This is a genomic window from Halalkalibaculum roseum (genome assembly GCF_011059145.1).
Lineage (GTDB): Bacteria > Bacteroidota > Rhodothermia > Balneolales > Balneolaceae > Halalkalibaculum > Halalkalibaculum roseum.
Genome location: NZ_JAALLT010000003.1, coordinates 151,828 through 164,844 on the forward strand (window position 1 = coordinate 151,828; position 13,017 = coordinate 164,844).

Genomic DNA, 13,017 nt, shown 5'->3' on the forward strand with positions numbered 1-13,017 from the left:
GATAATAGCTTAGAAGATTAATTTTATAGATTTAATTTTCAGATTCCAAAAAACCCTTTTCACGCATCCATTCATCATTATAGATTTTCCCTACGTAACGCGTACCGCTGTCAGGAAGAATGACAACCATAAGATCATCTTTTTCGAACGAGTTATTCCGGGCGTATTCCAGCGCACCATAAACCGCAGCACCGCAGGAACCACCAACAAAAAGAGCCTCTTCCTCGGCAAGTCTTCTCGTGGTTATAAAGGCATTTTTGTCATTTACCTGAACCACTTCATCCAAGATATCGAAATCCATGTTTTTGGGAATAATGTCTTCGCCTATTCCCTCGGTGAGGTACGGGTGAATTTCATCCTTATCAAACTCGCCGGTTTCAAAATATTTCTTGTAAACAGAGCCATCACTGTCTACGCCGATTATTTTTATATCGGGATTCTGTTCTTTAAGATAGCGCGCCGTACCTGAGATTGTGCCACCGGTACCCATTCCTGCAACATAATGCGTTATCTTGCCCTCAGTCTGATCCCATATTTCCGGTCCGGTAGTTTCGTAATGCGCCTGAGCGTTACTCGGGTTATCATATTGATTAGGATAATAGGAGTTCGATATCTCTTCACTTAATCGTTTGGCTACCGAGTAATAACTACGGGGATCATCCGGTTCAACATCTGTCGGACACACTTTTACTTCCGCACCCATTGCCCGTAATAAGTCAATTTTCTCTTTACTCTGTTTATCGGTAGTGGTAAAGATACATTTATAACCTTTGACAGCTGCTGCAAGGGCCAGTCCGAGACCGGTATTCCCGGAAGTTCCTTCTATAATTGTACCTCCCGGCTCTATAAGGCCTTCTTTCTCGGCATCCTCAATCATCTTGAGTCCGATTCGGTCTTTTACACTCTGACCGGGATTAAAATATTCAACTTTCGCCAGTATGGTGCCTTCAAGATCTTCGGGCACTGCATTAAGTTTCACCAGAGGAGTGTTCCCTATGGTTTCCAAAATGGAATTGTAGTACATTGGGTTTTTGCAATCCGTTTATGATTCATTTGTTTAGCTCAATATAGCAAAATTGTGCTTTCAACCCGAACAAGAGCCTTGATTTTCGCTTAGGGCAATCTTCATTCAGTTTTTATATTCACTTTCTATTTCCTTAACTTCGATTCCAACCGAAAAAAAGTGTATTACCTAAATGTTTATTGAACAGAAAAAACCAAAGGATTACGATTGCGGACGCAACCTTGATAAGATGATTGCTTCCCTTCCCAGAATAGAAGACGAGGAACAGCGAATAGAATATGCCAAGCGGGCTGTAGGACTTATCAAACAGAGCCACCCAAACTGGGTCGACGATAATGGTAAAAGCGAAACAGCCTGGGAGCATTTCTTTAATCTGGCCGAATACAATCCCAAAGATTACGGAATATACAATCCCTTTGACTCCGGTCAGGAAGATGACGCCGCGTAGTTAACCGATAGAAAGAGCTTTTTTTTCGGGCATCGTGGTATCATACTCCGCTTTCAGCAGGCTGAAGATCAACTTATTACGGAAGGAACCTTTCTTGAGCACATGTTCGCGCAGCTCACCCTCCTGCTGAAATCCCAGTTTCTTTAACTGTTCAATCCAGGACGTGTTAAAATCAAAAGCGGTGGCGCCTACCTTGTGTAAATTCTTATCGGTAAAGCAGTGCGATAGTATAATTTTCAAAGCCTCAAAATCGTATCCCTCCCCTGCGTAATTCCGATCGCCAATGGTACAGTTTACAAAGCAGCGCTGATTGTACTTGTCAATGGCATGAATATCCACGATTCCTATCAGCGCATCATTTTCTGTAAGATGAATTTCAAATAGCTCGGCCGTTTGATTACGTTCATCCACCACCGATTTAACCCTTTTGAGAAATGACTCAAAACTTTCATGCTGATGCGGGTATTCCGAGTCGTAGTAATTTAACTCCTCATCATTATTCCATTTATAATGAATAGTAACATTTTGGAGATCGAAGGGTTTTATCTCTACCATAGCTGCACCCGTGCTGTGTGCCAATTTGGAGTTTAAGATAACAATGTGCTGTAGATTATTTGATGGTGTAGTGTCGAAAACTTCGTGAACTTATGCAAATTATATTAGCCACTTCTAACTGTATTTCAGATACGAAACAAAGAAACAGAAATTATGGTTTTTCCAATTTTCAATTTATATTGAAAGTTCTGAATATTGAATGACTGCAAGACCATATGTCTGAAAAATATACCGGACAAGACAACATAGAAGATCATCACGTTTTATCACGGCTGGAAACGTCGGACTATTCCCTATTCCTTAAAAATGTAAATGAATCGATAGGGTCAGACAGCATCGTTTCCGTTACCATGCCCATTGAGAAGATAGATCCTCTCGCCTGCCTGGAACTTCTCAATAACAAACAGGGGTATCATTATTTCTGGGAAAAGCCGTCAGACGAATTTGCAATAGCGGCAGGCAAGGCCTTAAAGACTTTTGATTCAAGAGGTGAAAAGCGATTTAGGGACATCGAGAATCAAATATCCAAGATTAAAGAACAAGCTCTCGAATTCACTACGGTTGAACACAGTCATGCAGGCATTCACTTCCTGGGCGGCTTTTCTTTCTTTGAAGAGAGTACTGATCCCGCTTGGAAGTCATTCGGGTCTGCTTCTTTTGTCATTCCAGAATGGCAGATAATCAGAGACGGACACCTAACACTGCTGACTCTGAATTTCAAACTCTCTGAATTTTATTCGATAACAGAATTGGATGAAAAGATAAAAGAAAGTTTTTGTGAGATTGAGGAGGTTTTAAAACTTAATAGCGAACCGGAGTTTTCTACATCTGAAACTCTTTACCGCACACCGGGTAATATTGTAAGCCGTAAAGCAACTAGCAGCTGGATAAAGTCAGTTAACAAAGCTAAAAGGTTGATAGCTGAGAATCAGTTTGAAAAAATTGTACTCGCTAGAGAAGCAACCATCCGTCTGAGTGAAACTCCCGAACCCACTCACATAATAAATATACTCAGAGAACAGTACCCTAATTGTTATTCCTTTTTGATTCGTAATGCAGGAAACAAAACCTTTCTGGGCTGTACTCCCGAGCGGTTGATTTCGTTTAAGAAGAACTATCTTTTAACCGAAGCTTTAGCGGGTAGTATTCAACGAGGTAATACGGCATCGGAAGACGCCTACATGAGCAAAGAGCTTATGAAGAGTCCTAAAAATGCTCACGAACATAATTATGTGATAAGGGCGATTGAACAGAAACTTAAACCCTTCGTTAAGAAAATTGAAAAGGGTACCAAACCGGTCATTAAAAAATTGACGAATGTTCAACATCTGTTTACCCCTATCACTGCCTGGCTGAAAGAAGATATCAGTCCTCTAGACATAGTAGAAACACTCCACCCTACTCCGGCAGTCGGTGGGTTTCCATGGGACCAGGCAAAGCCTTACATCAAAGAACTGGAAAATTTCGATCGCGGGTGGTATGCCGGACCGGTAGGATGGCTGAACAGTCAAAACGGTGGCGAATTCGCTGTAGCCATACGCAGCGGCTTAGTTGAAAAAGAAACTGCCACTTTTTTTGCAGGATGCGGTATTGTCGAGGATTCAGATGCAGAAACCGAGTGGCAAGAAACTATTTTGAAGCTCAGGCCGATGCTTTCTGCTCTGAAATATGACTGACTTAAACCACCAAAACCTCTCTTTTTACCGTTGTACTGTTTTCATTAGGGAACTATTCCAACGAGGTGTAAGGCATATTGTGATCTCTCCGGGTTCCCGATCTACACCTCTTACCCTGGCGGCTGCCGCACATCCCTACATTAAAAAGCATGTAATTCTCGACGAGCGATCTGCCGCATTCACCGCGTTGGGAATTGGCAAAGCAACCGGCATGCCTGCCGTACTGATCTGCACTTCAGGAACCGCTGCTGCCAACTATTTTCCAGCGGTCATTGAGGCATTTGAATCAGGTGTACCTTTGATCGTTGCAACGGCTGATCGACCTCCCGAATTACGGAATACCGACGCCAATCAAACAATTGATCAAACCGAACTCTACGGAAATTTTGTACTTGAATTCCGGGACATCAGCGAACCCACCGGTAGTGATCTTGAGCTGAATACTTTTATTGATAACACGGGTAAAATTATAGAACGGTCACTGACTGAGAAGGGACCGATTCATCTAAACTTTCATTTCAGCAAACCCCTTGAGCCTGAAAAATCCTTTTTAGAAGAAATTGAAGCTGAGAATAAATCCCTTGCACAAAAAACCGAAAAGCATATTGATCTTGAGCGAACAAGGAGTGCCGATCAGGAGGCTGAATTATACCCTCTTCTTGAAAATGCGATGAAGCCTCTGGTTATCATCGGACAATTGCCGGTGGGTATCTCCATTGATCCAATTTATCATCTTGCTGAAAATCTGAATGCCCCGGTACTCTCTGAGTCGGGCTATCAAAATCATTCAGTATCCATTCAGGGCTATGAAGGTTTTTTGCGGAACAGAGAGATCGTTGAAGAATTGTCACCGGATTTGATACTCCGTTTGGGTTTACAACCTGCCAGCAAGAGTCTATTAAATGCTTTAGACTATTGGAAGCCGGATCACCATATTTATTTCACCATCCCTCCCGGAAGAAAGGAAACCTCCCTGCCGGTTACGCATACATTCAGGTGGAATGGAAATGATTTTACCACAGAACCATTGACCGGAGGACGGAATTTTTGGCTGGATCAGTGGGATGAGGCAAGCAAAAAATACTTGGAATACAAATCTGTGCTCCGCGATAGCTATGATGTGCTAACCGACGGACATGTATACGAGCATATCTCCCGACAAATTCCCAAAGGCTGGTGGATTTTCTACTCCAACTCCTTCCCTGCCAGAGACCGATCCATGTTCGGCCAATGGAAAGGTCAGACAGTGTACACCAACCGTGGTGCAAGCGGAATAGACGGCATCACTTCTACTAATATCGGCATAGGACTATCAAGCTCTGATCCGGGAATACTGTTTACCGGCGACCTGGCTTTTCTTCACGACACCAATGCCCTGTTGAATAGCAGACTGCTAAGCAAGCCTCTTGTTATCGTGATTTTAAATAATAATGGCGGATCTATTTTTAGGATGCTTCCAATTGCAGATCATAAAAAATACTTTAACGATTATTTTGAAACTCCACAGCAAGTGGAGATTTCAACTCTTTGTAAAAGTCATCACGTATCCTACCAAAAGATAGAAAGCATAAAGCAATTCACAGATTTTGAATTGGGTACCTTTATAAATGAATCGAACAGCTCCTTGCATGTGGTAGAATGTGTTACAGATCCCGAGGCTTCCATGAAATTCCGAAAACAGTTATGGCAGAAGGAGTAAAGAAATGTATTCATATCAATGGATTAGACTATGCATGCCAATTTTACGGGCAAGATGCTTCTTTACCCTACCTGTTGATGCTACACGGCTTTATGGGAGACGGTAGGGGATTTTCTCACCTCGTTAATGACTTAACTAAGAGTTGTAATCCCATAACGATCGACCTTCTCGGACACGGTCAAACGGACAAGCCGGTAGACCCGGAAACCTATAGGGAGAAAGAACAAGTTGATCATTTAGTTGCCCTAGTAAATAAAATCGACAAATCGCCTTTATTTCTATATGGATACAGCATGGGCGGAAGGCTTGCCCTTAAAACAGCACAGGCTGCACCCAATTTATTCAGCGGATTGATACTCGAGAGTACCAATCCCGGTCTGTCTGATAAAAAAGAACGAGCAATAAGAAGAGATACAGACAAAGAACGAGCATCATCTATTAAAAATGATTTTTTGGCATTTCTTGAGAAATGGGAAGCCTTACCCCTCTTCAGCTCTCCTGCCGGTTTGAACTCAGAATTGTCAGAACTCTACAAACAGATACATGCCGAGCAGGAACCGGAGGCGATGGCTGCGGCAATATGTGGTTTTAGTCCTGGATCTATGAAGCCTGTTACAAAGAAGACACAAAATTATTACCATCCGGTACTATTAATTGCCGGTTCCGGGGACCAAAAGTATGTAACCATTAACAAAAATATGGAGCAGCTTTTCCCAAAGGCAAGATTGAGCATACTTAGAGCCGGACACAGGGTGCACATGGATAATCCCGATGCGCTCGGAGCAGAAATTAACACTTTCATTGAACAAAATTCTTAATAGATAATGAACTGGAAAACCGTAAAAGAATTCGACGATATTACATTCAAAAAATCAAACGGGGTCGCCCGAATCGCTTTTAACCGACCTGAAATTCGAAATGCTTTTCGGCCGAAAACATTGTTTGAACTTCAGGAGGCTTTCCTGGATGTCAGAGAAGATCAATCCATAGGAGTCGTACTTCTTTCCGGGGAAGGGCCTTCACCAAAAGATGGAAAATGGGCCTTCTGTTCCGGTGGGGACCAAAATGTACGGGATAAACTTGGCTACAAAGACGACAAGGGCACTGCCAGGCTTAATGTTCTGGATCTTCAGCGATTAATCCGGTTTATGGGTAAGGTAGTCATTGCGGTGGTACCGGGATGGGCGGTTGGCGGCGGTCACAGCCTGCATGTAGTATGTGATCTCACCATAGCAAGTAAGGAGCATGCCATTTTTAAACAAACGGATGCTGATGTCGCGAGCTTTGACGGTGGATTCGGCTCTGCGCTGCTCGCTAGGCAGGTAGGACAAAAAAAGGCGCGTGAAATATTCTTTCTTGGTAGAAATTATTCAGCACAGGAAGCTTACGAAATGGGCATGGTCAACGCAGTAGTACCTCATGAGGAATTGGAAGAAACTGCATACCGGTGGGCACAGGAGATTCTTGAGAAAAGTCCGACTGCAATCAGGATGATCAAATTTGCTTTCAACCTGGTAGATGACGGGATGGTGGGGCAACAGGTGTTTTCCGGAGAAGCTACTCGCCTGGCCTATATGACCGATGAAGCCAAGGAAGGCCGTGATGCCTTTCTGGAAAAACGGAAGCCGGACTGGGAAAAGTTTCCTTGGATTGGGTAGCCCTTATTGAGCTTTAGGAAACTTCAGAAGTTTCCTAAAGCTTGTGTTTAAGCATTGATATTCTATCAGTTACTGTTCTGATACATGTAATCAACCGTTAGTCCGGCCAATGCTTTTACACCTAGCTTCATCCCCTCTTCTTCAATATAGAAATCCGGTGTGTGATGCGGAGCGGCATCTGAAGGTTCCATTCCCTTAGGCATGCCCCCTGTAAAGAAGTAGAACCCGGGTACTTCATTCTGAAAGAACGAGAAATCTTCCGCTCCTGTGATGGCATCGGAGAGCACTACATTTTCGGTACCTGCCAACTGTTCAAGTGTTGGCACCATTTCTGCTGTCAACTGAGGATCATTGAAGGTGACCGGATAACCTTGCTGGATATCTACTTCGACCTCAGCTCCCATACTCTCTCCAATTTTGGTAGCAACATGACGAATATCATTATGAATCTTTTCCTGCATCTCGGTATCAAGAGTGCGGATTGTTCCGATCATCTCGGCTTCTTCAGGTATGATATTATTTCTCACCCCTGATTTGATTTTACCCACCGAAATTACTGCAGCAGCTTTTGTGAGCTCGGTTTTTCGTGAAATTATGGTCTGAAGTCCCTCAATTATTTTGGCTGAAGTTAGAATGGGATCTACCCCGGTCCACGGTGTGGATCCGTGTGTCTGCTTTCCTTTGACGGTTATGACAAAGCGATCTGCGGCGGCCATGGTACCTTCCGGACGATAGCGAATAGTACCCACTTCCGTCTGGGAGTTAATATGCTGTCCAAAAATAACATCAACATCGGGATTCTGTAATACCCCTTCTTCAACCATCAGCTCGGCACCTCCCTCTTCCCCCGGAGGCGCTCCTTCTTCGGCCGGCTGAAAAATGAATTTCACAGTACCATGTAAATCATCCTTCATGTCGGTCAATATTTTGGCAGCGCCCATCAGCATGGCTATATGAGTATCGTGTCCGCAGGCATGCATCACGCCCACTTCCTGGCCCAAATAGGTAGTTCTTTTGGTAGATTTGAAAGGTACGTCTGTTCGTTCTTTAACCGGAAGTCCATCGATATCCGCCCTAAGTCCAACAACCGGGCCGGGATTTCCTCCCTCCAAGATTGCCACTACACCGGTATGAGCTATCCCTGTTTCCACTTCCATGCCCAAAGAACGCATGTAGTCTGCAATATAGGCAGCAGTTTCATCTTCACGGTTTGAGAGTTCGGGATGCTCGTGGAAGTGACGTCTCCATTCCACTACCTGATCGAATACAGACTCAGTTTTACTGTTAATTATTTCATGTAGTTCAGCTGTATCCTGAGCTTTTAGGTCGGTTGTTAACAGAAGGGTAAAAATGCATAGTGCGTTGAAAAGATATCCTGGTTTCATCCCAAAAAAGTTTGTTAAAGAATAATATTGTGAGAATGTAATTAAGCTGAGGCTGAATATCGAATTATTATAAAAAAAGCGGCGCCTTCACTTGAAGACGCCGCTTTAAGATTTAGTTTAATGAATATTATTTCACAAAAAGCATCTCGCGATATACCGGCAAAGGCCAGTAATCGTCCGCCGTGTGACGTTCTAGGAAATCAACGGCATCCCGAATATCATTCATTGCGGGAATCACCTTATCCTTTACGTGGGTTGCGCGATCGATGATATCCTCATCTCCCACTTCGAGCACTTCTTCCCTCAGCTGCTCAAGTGCCTTGTTGAGATCGTTTAACCCATCGTTCACTTTATTCAGCATACTCGATGAACCGGTTGTTGCAAGTCCAAGCTTGTCAACCCGTTCCACGTTCTCAGCAAGTTCGTTCATGTAGCGAACGGCCGCCGGATAGATCATGGTTTTTGCCATGGCTTCAGTGGTATCGGCTTCAATATTTATAGTAGTTAAATATTGTTCAGCCCATATCTCCTGACGCGAATGTATCTCTCTATCATTGAGCACGCGATGCTTCTCAAAAAGATCGATGTTCTTTTTGTCGGTAAGCTTAGGCAAGGCATCCATTGTAGTTCTTAGATTCAAGAGGCCGCGCTTCTCGGCTTCTTTTTCCCACTCTTCGGAATACCCGTCTCCGTTGAAGATGATATCGTGTGACTCACTTAGAGAATCTTTCAGTACGCTTCCAAGTGCTTCCTCCAGGGAATTGTTGTCTTCCATCTCTTTTTCAAGCGTCGTGCACAGTTTATCAATAGCATCTGCTACAATGGTATTGAGTACGACGATTGGGAATGATATAGACTGGGAAGAGCCAACCGCACGGAATTCGAATTTATTACCTGTAAATGCAAAGGGAGAAGTACGGTTTCGGTCCCCTGCATGTTTGGGAAGAGAAGGCAGTACAGGAGTTCCGAGTCCCAGCAATCCGCCCTGCTTAGACTCACGCATACCACCATTTAGAAGCTGGTTCACAATATCTTCGAGCTGGTCACCTATATAAGCGGAAATAATGGCTGGCGGTGCTTCATTAGCACCCAACCGGTGATCATTCCCGGCATGTGCTATGGAAATACGAAGCAGATCCTGATGCTCATAGACTGCTTTTAGTATAGCAGCAAAGAAGAACATAAACTGCATGTTGTCGTGAGGATTATCTCCCGGCTCCAACAAGTTCATTCCTGAACTGGTACTCATAGACCAGTTCAAGTGCTTACCGCTTCCATTCAAACCGTCGTAAGGTTTTTCATGAAGTATGCACTCAAATCCGTAGATCCTGGCCACCCTTTTCAGTGTAATCATCATCAGCTGCTGGTGGTCGGCCGCAATATTGGCTGTTTCGAAAATCGGAGCAATTTCAAACTGGCTCGGGGCCACTTCGTTGTGACGTGTTTTCACAGGAATGCCCAGTTTGTAAAGCTCTTTTTCAGCTTCAAGCATGAAAGAAAGTACACGCTCAGAAATTGAGCCGAAATAGTGATCATCGAGTTCCTGCCCTCTCGGAGGCTTAGCGCCAACTAGCGTACGTCCGGCGGTCATAAGATCCGGCCGACGGTAGTAAAACTCTTGGTCAATCAGGAAGTATTCCTGTTCACATCCTACAGTAGAAGAAACGCGCTTTGCGTCCACATCAAAAAGTGCCAGAGCACGTTTGGCTTGCTTGTCGAGTGCTTCGACAGATCTCAGAAGTGGTGTTTTATGATCCAATGCTTCACCGGTCCACGACGCAAATGCAGTCGGAATACAGAGATACGAACCATTTTGATTTTCGATAATAAACGCCGGAGATGTAGGATCCCAGGCCGTGTATCCACGAGCCTCAAAAGTTTGTCGCAATCCACCGCTTGGAAAGCTGGAGGCATCCGGTTCGCCCTGAATCAGTTCCTTGCCTGAAAATTCAGCAAGGGCTCCGCCCCCCTGGTTTGGTGTAATAAAACTGTCGTGCTTCTCTGCAGTGAGACCGGTTAAAGGCTGAAACCAGTGCGTGTAGTGTGTTGCTCCTTTCTCGGTGGCCCAGTCTTTCATGGCCACCGCAACGGCATCCGCCACCTCAGAATTAAGCTGTTCGCCTTCACCCATTGTCTTTTTAAGATCTTGCCAAACTACCTTGGGAAGGCGTTCTTTCAGGTCTTCGAGTTGAAGCGTGTTTTCACCGAATATCTCGGTGATGTTAAACGGTGTATCAAAAGAGCCGTTAGACTTCGGCGTCCAGTTCCTGGCTGCTGCTAAAGTATCGTAACGTCTGATTGCTTTTGTCATGGAAGTATTAAAAGATGAAAGTTAATGTTTTCATTTCTGACTGCGTTAAAAATAATGCAATTGCATATTAACACAAATTATTTAGCCATATATTTATAAACATTTAATATAAAAAGGTGAATATTTTATTATTGTTTAATTTTTTAATGTATTGGCCTCGTTTCTCCTTTCTCACTTAACATTATTTTGTGAGCCTGAGGTTTGGTCTTCTTTTTTTAAGCATCGCTATATTTCACTATTTTCAGACAGACACTTATCCACAATTTATCACCAAAAAAATCCTCAATTGCCCCCATCAAAATTAGCAACTTGGATTGAAGCTGCGCGTCCGAAAACTTTGGCCGCCGCCTTTGTTCCGGTACTGGTTGGAGCGGCTATAGCTTATAACCATGACTCATTCGATTGGCTCCCCAGCACGGTAGCCTTGCTCTGCGCATTTCTCATTCAGATCGGTACTAATTTTGCAAATGATTACTTCGATTTTGTCAAAGGAGCTGACACCGAAGATCGGGTCGGATTCAAAAGAGCCACTTCCGAAGGGCTTATCTCCGCAGATGAAATGAAAATGGCAACCATATACACCATGACGATGGCATTCGTATTAGGATTATACCTGGTATGGCATGCTGGATGGGTAATCCTTGCCCTAGGTATTGCATCGCTGGTATTCGGTGTGTTGTACACCGGAGGTCCATTTCCATTGGGATACAATGGCTTGGGTGATCTCTTCGTTTTCATCTTTTTTGGTATAGTTGCTGTCATGGGAACCTATTATGTGAATGCACTGGAGTGGTCCACTGATTCATTCTGGTCATCTCTTGCTATCGGGGCCCTCTCGGTAAATATTTTAGTGGTGAATAACCTAAGGGATGTGGAGCAGGATGGACCGGCCGGGAAGAACACACTGGGTGTACTACTCGGTGAAAGTGCTTTGCGTTGGGAATATCTATTGATGATACTGGTAGCTGCAATTATACCCTGTTACATGTATGTTTATCTATCTTATAGTCTCTTCATTTTTCTTCCCTATACCACTTTTCCTTTTGCTGTCTACCTACTTAAGGTTATCTGGACTGAGAAAGAAAAACCTAAGCTCAATAAAACTCTGGAACAGACCGCCCAATTCATGACTTTATTTGGAATATTATTCAGCGCAGGTATAATAATCTGATATGAAGCTAAACGCCTATACTTACGCTTTTCCCTTTAAAGAACCTTTTCAAACGAGTTCCGAGACTTTCACAGAACGTAGAGGCCTTGTACTGGAATTGAAGGATGGTGAAATTGAGGCCTTGGGTGAAGCTGCTCCCCTACATGGATTTTCTGCAGAAACGCTGGATGAAGTTGTTCAGCAATTGAAAACATTTTCATCTGAAATTATTGAACTATTTCAGAAAGCTCTTTCATTGGATGCCATGCAGGTATTCCATAGAAAAAATAATATCTATCCCTCACTTCAGTTTGCTCTGGATACCCTGGTAGTGGATTTTTTATCACAGCGAGCAGGAACAACCGCGCAGGACTTTTTATTTGATGATTATTCCGACAAACTCCAGGTAAATGGAATTGCTCCCATTTCAAAAGGTGAGAAGACTTTGAAGAGAATTGAAGAATTGATCGATAAGGGATACTCCACTGTTAAAATCAAAATCGGGCAAGCGTTTGAAAACGAGCTAGAAGAACTCAGAAGAATTCGCTCTCTTTATCCGGATTTAAAGCTGCGGCTAGACGCCAACAGGGCCTGGGATCTTGAGGAGGCCGTTAGCAATCTTTCAAAGCTGGAGTCTTTGGATATTGAATATTGCGAGGAACCGCTTGCCAAAGCCACAGTTGAAAATTATAAGAAACTCCAAAAAAAGACCCGACTTCCACTGGCACTGGACGAAAGCCTTGTGAAGATCCGGGACTGGGAATCTATCATGCCCGTCATCTCTGCAGTAATCGTTAAGCCAATGGTTTTGGGAGCCTTATCAAAATTATTTGCAACAAATCGCCTTGCAAACAATCATGGTAATAAAGTCATCTACACAACAAGCCTGGAAAGTGGCATCGGGCGAACAATGACGGTAATTTTGGCAGCCGGCTTGGGCAACAGGGATTCAGCACACGGCCTCTCCACCGGCAGCCTGCTAACTATGGATGTTTGGAATGATGGAACTTATATTAATAACGGGAGTGTTAGTCTGCCTGATCGTTCTGAGTTGGGTGAAAGATACCACTCCAACCACAAATATTTAGAACCCGGTCAAATAGATTTGTAG

The 13,017-nt window shown here is 43.7% G+C and carries 10 protein-coding genes and 1 pseudogene; 7 read left to right on the forward strand and 4 right to left on the reverse strand.

Annotated elements, in window-relative coordinates; all coding sequences use genetic code 11:
• Positions 1-37: 37 nt before the first annotated feature.
• A pseudogene (locus G3570_RS09230) lies at positions 38-1,024 on the reverse strand (PLP-dependent cysteine synthase family protein); the annotation flags it as partial.
• Positions 1,025-1,196: 172 nt separating this feature from the next.
• Between G3570_RS09230 and G3570_RS09235 the strand changes: the two are divergent.
• Entirely contained in the window at positions 1,197-1,472 is a 276-nt protein-coding gene (locus tag G3570_RS09235; RefSeq protein ID WP_165141577.1) for a DUF4290 domain-containing protein, read from the forward strand.
• On the opposite strand, the gene G3570_RS09240 is transcribed toward G3570_RS09235, so the two are convergent.
• Positions 1,473-2,027 carry a GNAT family N-acetyltransferase gene (locus tag G3570_RS09240; RefSeq protein WP_165141579.1) on the reverse strand — a complete coding sequence of 185 codons (555 nt, stop codon included), beginning with the start codon at positions 2,025-2,027 and terminating at the stop codon, positions 1,473-1,475. It abuts the gene before it with no gap.
• Between the two features lie 215 nt (positions 2,028-2,242).
• On the opposite strand from G3570_RS09240, the gene G3570_RS09245 reads away from it, so the two are divergent.
• The 4 genes from G3570_RS09245 to G3570_RS09260 are packed head-to-tail and all read left to right on the forward strand — an operon-like array spanning position 2,243 to position 7,060.
• Entirely contained in the window at positions 2,243-3,703 is a 1,461-nt protein-coding gene (locus G3570_RS09245; protein WP_165141581.1) for an isochorismate synthase, read from the forward strand.
• Positions 3,696-5,402, forward strand: coding sequence for a 2-succinyl-5-enolpyruvyl-6-hydroxy-3-cyclohexene-1-carboxylic-acid synthase (gene menD / locus G3570_RS09250; protein WP_165141583.1), 1,707 nt, complete (start codon positions 3,696-3,698; stop codon positions 5,400-5,402). Before G3570_RS09245 ends, menD begins: the two co-directional genes overlap by 8 nt.
• Positions 5,387-6,220: a 2-succinyl-6-hydroxy-2,4-cyclohexadiene-1-carboxylate synthase gene (menH, locus tag G3570_RS09255; RefSeq protein WP_165141585.1), complete on the forward strand. Its 834-nt coding sequence runs from the start codon at positions 5,387-5,389 to the stop codon at positions 6,218-6,220. The genes menD and menH overlap by 16 nt, the downstream gene beginning before the upstream one ends.
• Before the next feature lie 6 nt (positions 6,221-6,226).
• A complete protein-coding gene (locus G3570_RS09260) occupies positions 6,227-7,060 on the forward strand; it encodes a 1,4-dihydroxy-2-naphthoyl-CoA synthase (protein WP_165141587.1) in 834 nt (277 codons plus the stop codon).
• A 65-nt stretch (positions 7,061-7,125) separates the two neighbouring features.
• On the opposite strand, the gene G3570_RS09265 is transcribed toward G3570_RS09260, so the two are convergent.
• Positions 7,126-8,445 (reverse strand): amidohydrolase, encoded by a 1,320-nt coding sequence (locus G3570_RS09265; RefSeq protein WP_165141589.1) that lies wholly within the window; start codon positions 8,443-8,445, stop codon positions 7,126-7,128.
• Positions 8,446-8,572: 127 nt separating this feature from the next.
• Complete coding sequence (locus tag G3570_RS09270; RefSeq protein WP_165141591.1) at positions 8,573-10,756, reverse strand: glutamine synthetase III family protein; 2,184 nt, start codon at positions 10,754-10,756, stop codon at positions 8,573-8,575.
• 286 nt (positions 10,757-11,042) lie between these two features.
• On the opposite strand from G3570_RS09270, the gene G3570_RS09275 reads away from it, so the two are divergent.
• Both G3570_RS09275 and menC read left to right on the forward strand, forming a co-directional pair.
• A complete protein-coding gene (locus tag G3570_RS09275; protein WP_165141593.1) occupies positions 11,043-11,927 on the forward strand; it encodes a 1,4-dihydroxy-2-naphthoate polyprenyltransferase in 885 nt (294 codons plus the stop codon).
• Position 11,928: 1 nt separating this feature from the next.
• A complete protein-coding gene (gene menC, locus G3570_RS09280; protein ID WP_165141595.1) occupies positions 11,929-13,017 on the forward strand; it encodes an o-succinylbenzoate synthase in 1,089 nt (362 codons plus the stop codon).

Excerpts from the sequence above, each read along its gene's own strand:
- G3570_RS09270 (WP_165141591.1), bottom strand. The coding sequence starts at position 10,756 with ATGACAAAAGCAATCAGACGTTACGATACTTTAGCAGCAGCCAGGAAC.
- G3570_RS09240 (WP_165141579.1), bottom strand. The coding sequence starts at position 2,027 with ATGGTAGAGATAAAACCCTTCGATCTCCAAAATGTTACTATTCATTAT.
- G3570_RS09265 (WP_165141589.1), bottom strand. The coding sequence starts at position 8,445 with ATGAAACCAGGATATCTTTTCAACGCACTATGCATTTTTACCCTTCTG.
- menD (WP_165141583.1), top strand. The coding sequence starts at position 3,696 with ATGACTGACTTAAACCACCAAAACCTCTCTTTTTACCGTTGTACTGTT.
- G3570_RS09235 (WP_165141577.1), top strand. The coding sequence starts at position 1,197 with ATGTTTATTGAACAGAAAAAACCAAAGGATTACGATTGCGGACGCAAC.
- G3570_RS09260 (WP_165141587.1), top strand. The coding sequence starts at position 6,227 with ATGAACTGGAAAACCGTAAAAGAATTCGACGATATTACATTCAAAAAA.
- menC (WP_165141595.1), top strand. The coding sequence starts at position 11,929 with ATGAAGCTAAACGCCTATACTTACGCTTTTCCCTTTAAAGAACCTTTT.
- menH (WP_165141585.1), top strand. The coding sequence starts at position 5,387 with ATGGCAGAAGGAGTAAAGAAATGTATTCATATCAATGGATTAGACTAT.
- G3570_RS09245 (WP_165141581.1), top strand. The coding sequence starts at position 2,243 with ATGTCTGAAAAATATACCGGACAAGACAACATAGAAGATCATCACGTT.